The 5,611-nt window shown below is 63.7% G+C and carries 6 protein-coding genes; 3 read left to right on the top strand and 3 right to left on the bottom strand.

From position 1 onward, the window contains the following. The coding region (locus tag VGC77_RS00465; RefSeq protein WP_331169611.1) for a glutathione S-transferase N-terminal domain-containing protein at positions 1-272 on the bottom strand (272 nt) is incomplete at its 3' end. Between the two features lie 147 nt (positions 273-419). Between VGC77_RS00465 and VGC77_RS00460 the strand changes: the two genes are divergently transcribed. From VGC77_RS00460 to VGC77_RS00450, 3 genes are all read left to right on the top strand, one after another. Then, a complete protein-coding gene (locus tag VGC77_RS00460) occupies positions 420-908 on the top strand; it encodes a helix-turn-helix domain-containing protein (protein ID WP_331169610.1) in 489 nt (162 codons plus the stop codon). A gap of 96 nt (positions 909-1,004) precedes the next feature. Beyond that, on the top strand, positions 1,005-2,375 hold the full coding sequence (locus tag VGC77_RS00455; protein WP_331169613.1) for a glutamate--cysteine ligase: 1,371 nt from the start codon (positions 1,005-1,007) through the stop codon (positions 2,373-2,375). A gap of 321 nt (positions 2,376-2,696) precedes the next feature. Continuing rightward, complete coding sequence (locus VGC77_RS00450) at positions 2,697-3,272, top strand: PAN domain-containing protein (RefSeq protein ID WP_331169609.1); 576 nt, start codon at positions 2,697-2,699, stop codon at positions 3,270-3,272. A 118-nt stretch (positions 3,273-3,390) separates the two neighbouring features. On the opposite strand, the gene VGC77_RS00445 is transcribed toward VGC77_RS00450, so the two are convergent. Next, the gene (locus VGC77_RS00445; RefSeq protein WP_331169608.1) at positions 3,391-3,645 is read right to left on the bottom strand and encodes a superinfection immunity protein; all 255 of its coding nucleotides are present in this window, start codon (positions 3,643-3,645) and stop codon (positions 3,391-3,393) included. A gap of 327 nt (positions 3,646-3,972) precedes the next feature. Beyond that, positions 3,973-5,598, bottom strand: a complete 1,626-nt coding sequence (locus VGC77_RS00440) for a lysine--tRNA ligase (RefSeq protein ID WP_331169612.1) — start codon at positions 5,596-5,598, stop codon at positions 3,973-3,975. Positions 5,599-5,611 lie beyond the last annotated feature (13 nt).

The raw sequence follows: 5,611 nt of genomic DNA, 5'->3' as shown, positions 1-5,611 counted from the left end.
CGCTCGTCGGTGCCGTGGGCGGGCGCAAGATTCTTGCCCGCCGCCTTGTCGGCGATGATCTGAACGATCACCGGCCCTTCGGTCACCAGTTCGCCGCTGTCCAGCATCAGCGCCGGCACCTGGCTTTTCGGATTGATGGTGGCGAAATCCTCGCCGTTTTCGGTTGTTTTCGCCCTGAGGTCGACCTTCACGAGTTCGTGGGCGAGGCCGGCTTCATGCAGCGCAATGTGGGGCGAGAGCGAGCAGGCGCCGGGCGCATAATAGAGTTTCATCGGGCTTTCCTTCCGTGGACGTGGGTTGTCGGAGACCGGGGGCGAGCGAATGCCGGAGCGACTAAATGCAGATACCTGGAATAGTCAAGATTGATGCAGCTGCATTTAGTGCGGTACACTTAGCCCTATGAATTTACGGACCGGACCATGAAGCGCAAACCGTCAACCGAAGCGACCGCCGCCTGGATTCGCCTGATGCGGGTCCAGAGCCGGGTGCTGGATGCGGTCGAGCAGGAATTGAAGAAGGCCGGTTTCCCGCCGCTGGCCTGGTATGAGGCGTTGTTCGAACTGTCGCGCGCGCCCTCGGGCGAGATGCGGCCGGTTGAACTGGAACGGCAAATGCTGATACCGCAATATTCGGCGTCGCGGCTGATCGACCGGCTGGTGGACGAGGGGCTCGCGGTCCGCCGCGAATGCAAGATCGACAAGCGCGGCCAGTTCGTCGATATCACCGAAGCCGGACGCGAGCTGCAAAGGAAGATGGGGACCGCCTATTCGGCCGCGATCGAAAAGCATGTCGGTTCGAAACTGTCCGATGCGGACGCCGTGAAACTTTGCGGCCTGCTTGACCGCCTGGGCTGTACGTGTGACGACGCCGCGGTGCTCGCCGCCAGAGACGGCGTGGCCGTCCGATGATATTGTTCCTGTATTTCGCATCTCCGGGCCGCTCGGTTTGGGGATATCTCCGACACCGTGCGCGTTCGGTCGAAGCGCCTTTCATCCGGAATTCGTATAGCGCGTGACCAGATCGATATGACGCCGCTGCAATCGCGCGACGAATTGGTTGCGTGGCTGGAAGCTGGCGTAAAACCCCCATCCGAATTCCGGATCGGCACCGAGCACGAGAAAACGCCATTCACGCTTGAGGGCCATCATCCGGTCGCCTATGAGGGCGCGCGCGGCATCGGCGCGCTGCTGGACGGCATGAAGCTTCTGCTCGGCTGGGAGCCGATCATGGAGCACGGCAATATCATCGGCCTCTACGACGTCACCGGCGGCGGTGCGATTTCGCTCGAACCGGGCGGACAATTCGAATTGTCGGGCGCGCCGGTCGAGACCGTGCATCAAACCCAGTCCGAATTGATGGCGCATCTGGCGCAGGTGCGCGAGATCGCCTCGCCGCTCGGCATCGGATTTCTCGGACTCGGCATGACGCCGTCATGGTCGCGGTCGCAGATCCCGGCGATGCCGAAGGGCCGCTACAAGATCATGACCCGCTACATGCCGAAGGTCGGCAAATACGGCCTCGATATGATGTACCGGACCTGCACGGTGCAGACCAATCTCGACTTCTCCTCGGAAGCCGACATGGTGAAGAAGCTACGGGTCTCGGTGGCGCTGCAGCCGGTGGCGACCGCTTTGTTCGCCAATTCGCCGTTCACCGAGGGCAAGCCCAACGGCTACCTGTCGTTCCGCTCCGAGATCTGGCGCGACACCGACAACGCCCGCTCCGGCATGATCCCCTGGGCGTTCGAGGACGGCATGGGGTTCGAGCGCTGGGTCGATTACGCGCTCGACGTACCGATGTATTTCATCAAGCGCGGCGACCATTACATCGACGTCGCCGGCTCCTCGTTCCGGGATTTCTTCGACGGCAACAACAAGCTGTTTCCCAATCAGCGGCCAACGCTGTCGGACTGGGCCAATCATCTGTCGACGATTTTTCCCGAGGTGCGGCTGAAGCGCTATCTGGAGATGCGCGGCGCCGATGGCGTGCCGTGGGGCCGGCTGCCGGCGCTGCCGGCATTCTGGGTCGGTCTGCTATATGATGACGAGAGCCTCGACGCCGCCTGGCAGATCGCCAAGGCCTGGACCGCGGCGGAGCGCCAAGCGATGCGCGACGACGTGCCGAAGCTCGGCTTCAAGGCCAAGATCCGCGACCGCTATCTGTTCGAGATCGCCAAGGAGTGCCTGGCGCTGGCGCATAACGGGCTCCGCCGCCGCGCCCGGGTCGATCACGACGGCCGCGACGAGACACGGTATCTGGAGCCGCTCGACCGCATTCTCGACAGCGGCAAGAGCCCGGCCGAAGAGATGCTGGACAAGTTCCACGGCGCCTGGAACGGCTCGGTGGAACCGGCCTATCAGGCCTACGCGTTCTAAGTGCTCTTCGGTTCTGATCGATCAGAACCATAGCTCTCGATTGCTATTTTGACGCGTTTTCTTCACGCGAACCGGATCCCACTTCGCTCGAAAACGCTTTGGCCCGGTTCGTTCATCGCCGGTACAGACAAGCCACGCTAGCAACGCGGTGGCGGCGAGCCGCCGTTCATCAGCGGTACAGGTCCCTCGCGGTCAAATGCCGGGTTCGGGCGCGGGGCGATCGTGCGTGGCGTTTCGGGGCATTCTAAATTGCAACGGCAGCGGAGCTCTGGCGTCGGGCGCGCTGTTCGATCAGACCTTCGCTGGGGAGGCGATGCGACAATGCACGCGGACTTCGGCATCGGGATCTTGCAACGTGGCGCGTTCGGACTGATCGGCGCCGCTTTGCTGCTGGCATTGGCGTTGCTGCCGCGGCCGGCTGCGGCGCAAAGCAATTTCGACCGTCCCGGCGGCGACTATTCGCGCTCGGCGATCTCCAGCGGTGATCCGGCGGATTGCGCCATCGTCTGCGAGCGCGACCGCCGCTGCCGCTCCTGGAGCTTCGCCTACCCCACCGCGCCGGAGGCCGGTGCGTTGTGCTGGCTGAAAAGCAGCGTGCCGCCACGGGTGGAAAGCCATTGCTGCGTCTCCGGCGTGCGCGGTGCCGGCGTGCTGGAGCCGCGCAATTCGGCGATGGAGGCGGCGATCGACCGCTACGGCGGCGACTACAAGAATTTCGACCTGAAGCGCGGCGAGGACGACGAAGCCTGCAAGGCGGCCTGCGCCGAAGACAACAATTGCCGGGCCTGGACCTATGCAAGGCCGGGCTATGTCGGCCGCGACGCGCGCTGCTTTCTGAAGAAAGACATCAAACCGCCGCGACGCAAGCCGGGCTTCATCTCCGGCGTGGTGCGATAGCAGGCGGCGAGCGGCGACTGACCTTGGCCGGCGCCGACTGCGGCGTCATCCACACGCGCCGTGCCGACATAACTTGGTAAGCAGTCCGCAGCGGCCGGCGCGCTGCTGCGGACGCCGGTCACGCGATCGCCGGCCGGGCGCCGGGCGGCTGCTTGCTCTTGAAGATCGCGTAGAACAAGCAATAGGTCCAGACAATGCCGGTGTAGCCGAGCAGCAGGTTGGCGAAATACAGCCACCACTTGTTGTCGACGTTGCGATAGAACGCGATGATCATCGGACTGCAGTAGACGAGCACGGCCAACAGATACAACGCCCAGACCGTGGTCGACATGTTCGCATTGTAAGGCACGTAGTAATCGACGTAAGCAAACATCGTTTCCTCCGCGATGATGAGTTATGCCTCTCCCCTCTTGGACTCTCCGGAGTCGAATGCTCTCAGGAGTCGAAACAGCCGAACCAGCGTCGTGAGGGATATCGTGGTGCGGCGTAGTCTGCGAGTTCGGTGGACGATGATACTTTGTTCGAGATCAACTGAGGCGGGGTAGACGCTGCGGCATATGATCGCGGAGGTTGTATTGATGCATCGCCACAAGCGTTATGACGCGATGCGGCATGAGGACGACCGCCAGCGATGATCACCACGCGGCGCGATGCCACTGCGGGCGCCGCGCCGGGCGCCGTCGCATCGCGGGTGAGCGTGCTACGCGCTACGCGCCAGCGCGCCGTCGATCATCGCCACCGCATTGGGCAGGCCGTAGACCGCCACGAACGAGCCGAACCGCGGCCCCTTCTCCTGACCGAGCAGCACCTGATACAGCATGTTGAACCAGTCCAGCGACACGCCGGGCTTGCCGTCCTTCGCCGCCTTCTTGTGGTCGAGGAACGGCTCGCGGCGGCCGATCTCGTAGACCACATCCTGGATCGCCTCGGCGGTGGCGTCGGCCGGCAATTGCGACAGCGCGTCGCGCAGATCCTGCAAGGCTGCGCGTTCGGCGTCGTTGGGCTCGCGGAAGGTCTTGGTCGGCGCCACGAAGTCGCGATAATAGTTGATGGCGTAGCCGACCATCGCGTCGAGCTTCGGATGGCTCTGCGGCGTTACGCCAGGCCGATAGCGGCCGATAAAACCCCACAAGGTCGCGGCGTTCTCCGCATTCGACGACGACACCAGCGTCAGCAACAGTTGGAACGTCACCGGCATGTCGGACTTCGGCGGATACCCGGCATGGATGTGCCATACCGGATTGCTAAGCTGCTGCTTGGCGTCCTGCCGGGCGTAGCCGTCGAGGAACTGCTGGTAGTCGTCGACATTGCGCGGGATGACGTCGAAATACAGCCGCTTCGCCGCCTTCGGCTCGCGATACATGAACAGCGACAGCGATTCCGGCGAGGCGTAGCGCAGCCACTCGTCGATAGTCAGCCCGTTGCCCTTCGACTTGGAGATCTTCTGGCCCTTGTCGTCCAGGAACAGCTCGTAGTTGAACCCCTCCGGCGGCTTGCCGCCGAGCGCCTGGCAGATCTTGCCGGACAGCTTGACCGAATCGATCAGATCCTTGCCGGCCATTTCGTAGTCGATGCCGAGCGCGGTCCAGCGCATCGCCCAGTCCGGCTTCCACTGCAGCTTGCAGTGCCCGCCGGTGACCGGCAGCGTCACTCGTTCGCCGGTCTCGGGATCGTCATAGGTGATCGTGCCGGCCTTGGCGTCCTGCGCCACGATCGGCACCTGCAGCACCACGCCGCTGCGCGGGCAGATCGGCAGGAACGGCGAATAGCTCGCCGCGCGTTCCTCGCGCAAGCTCGGCAGCATGATCGCCATCACCTGGTCGAACCGCTCCAGCACCCGCAGCAGAGCCTCGTCGAATCGTCCGGAGGTGTAGTAGTCGGTCGAACTGGCGAATTCATAATCGAAGCCGAAGGTGTCGAGAAACGCCCGCAGCCGCGCATTGTTGTGGGCGCCGAAGCTCGGATGGGTGCAGAACGGATCCGGCACCTGGGTCAGCGGCTTGCCGAGATGCTCGCTCAGCATCTCCTTGTTCGGCACATTGTCCGGCACCTTGCGCAGGCCGTCCATGTCGTCGGAAAACGCGATCAGCCGGGTCTTGATCTTGTCTTCGGTGAGCACGCGAAACGCATGGCGCACCATGGTGGTGCGCGCGACCTCGCCGAAGGTGCCGATATGGGGCAGGCCCGAGGGGCCGTAGCCGGTCTCGAACACCACCTCGTCTTTAGGCCGACGCTTAAGCCGCTCGACGATCTTGCGCGCTTCCTCGAACGGCCAGGCACCGGCGCTCTCGGCGAGCCGGTGCAGGTCAGCAGGAACATCAGCGATCGTGGCGGGCGCC

The sequence above is a fragment of the Rhodopseudomonas sp. genome, from assembly GCF_036404135.1.
GTDB lineage: Bacteria > Pseudomonadota > Alphaproteobacteria > Rhizobiales > Xanthobacteraceae > Rhodopseudomonas_A.
The sequence above is the reverse complement of the archived record's forward strand: the minus strand, read 5'-3'. Positions and strand labels throughout refer to the sequence as shown.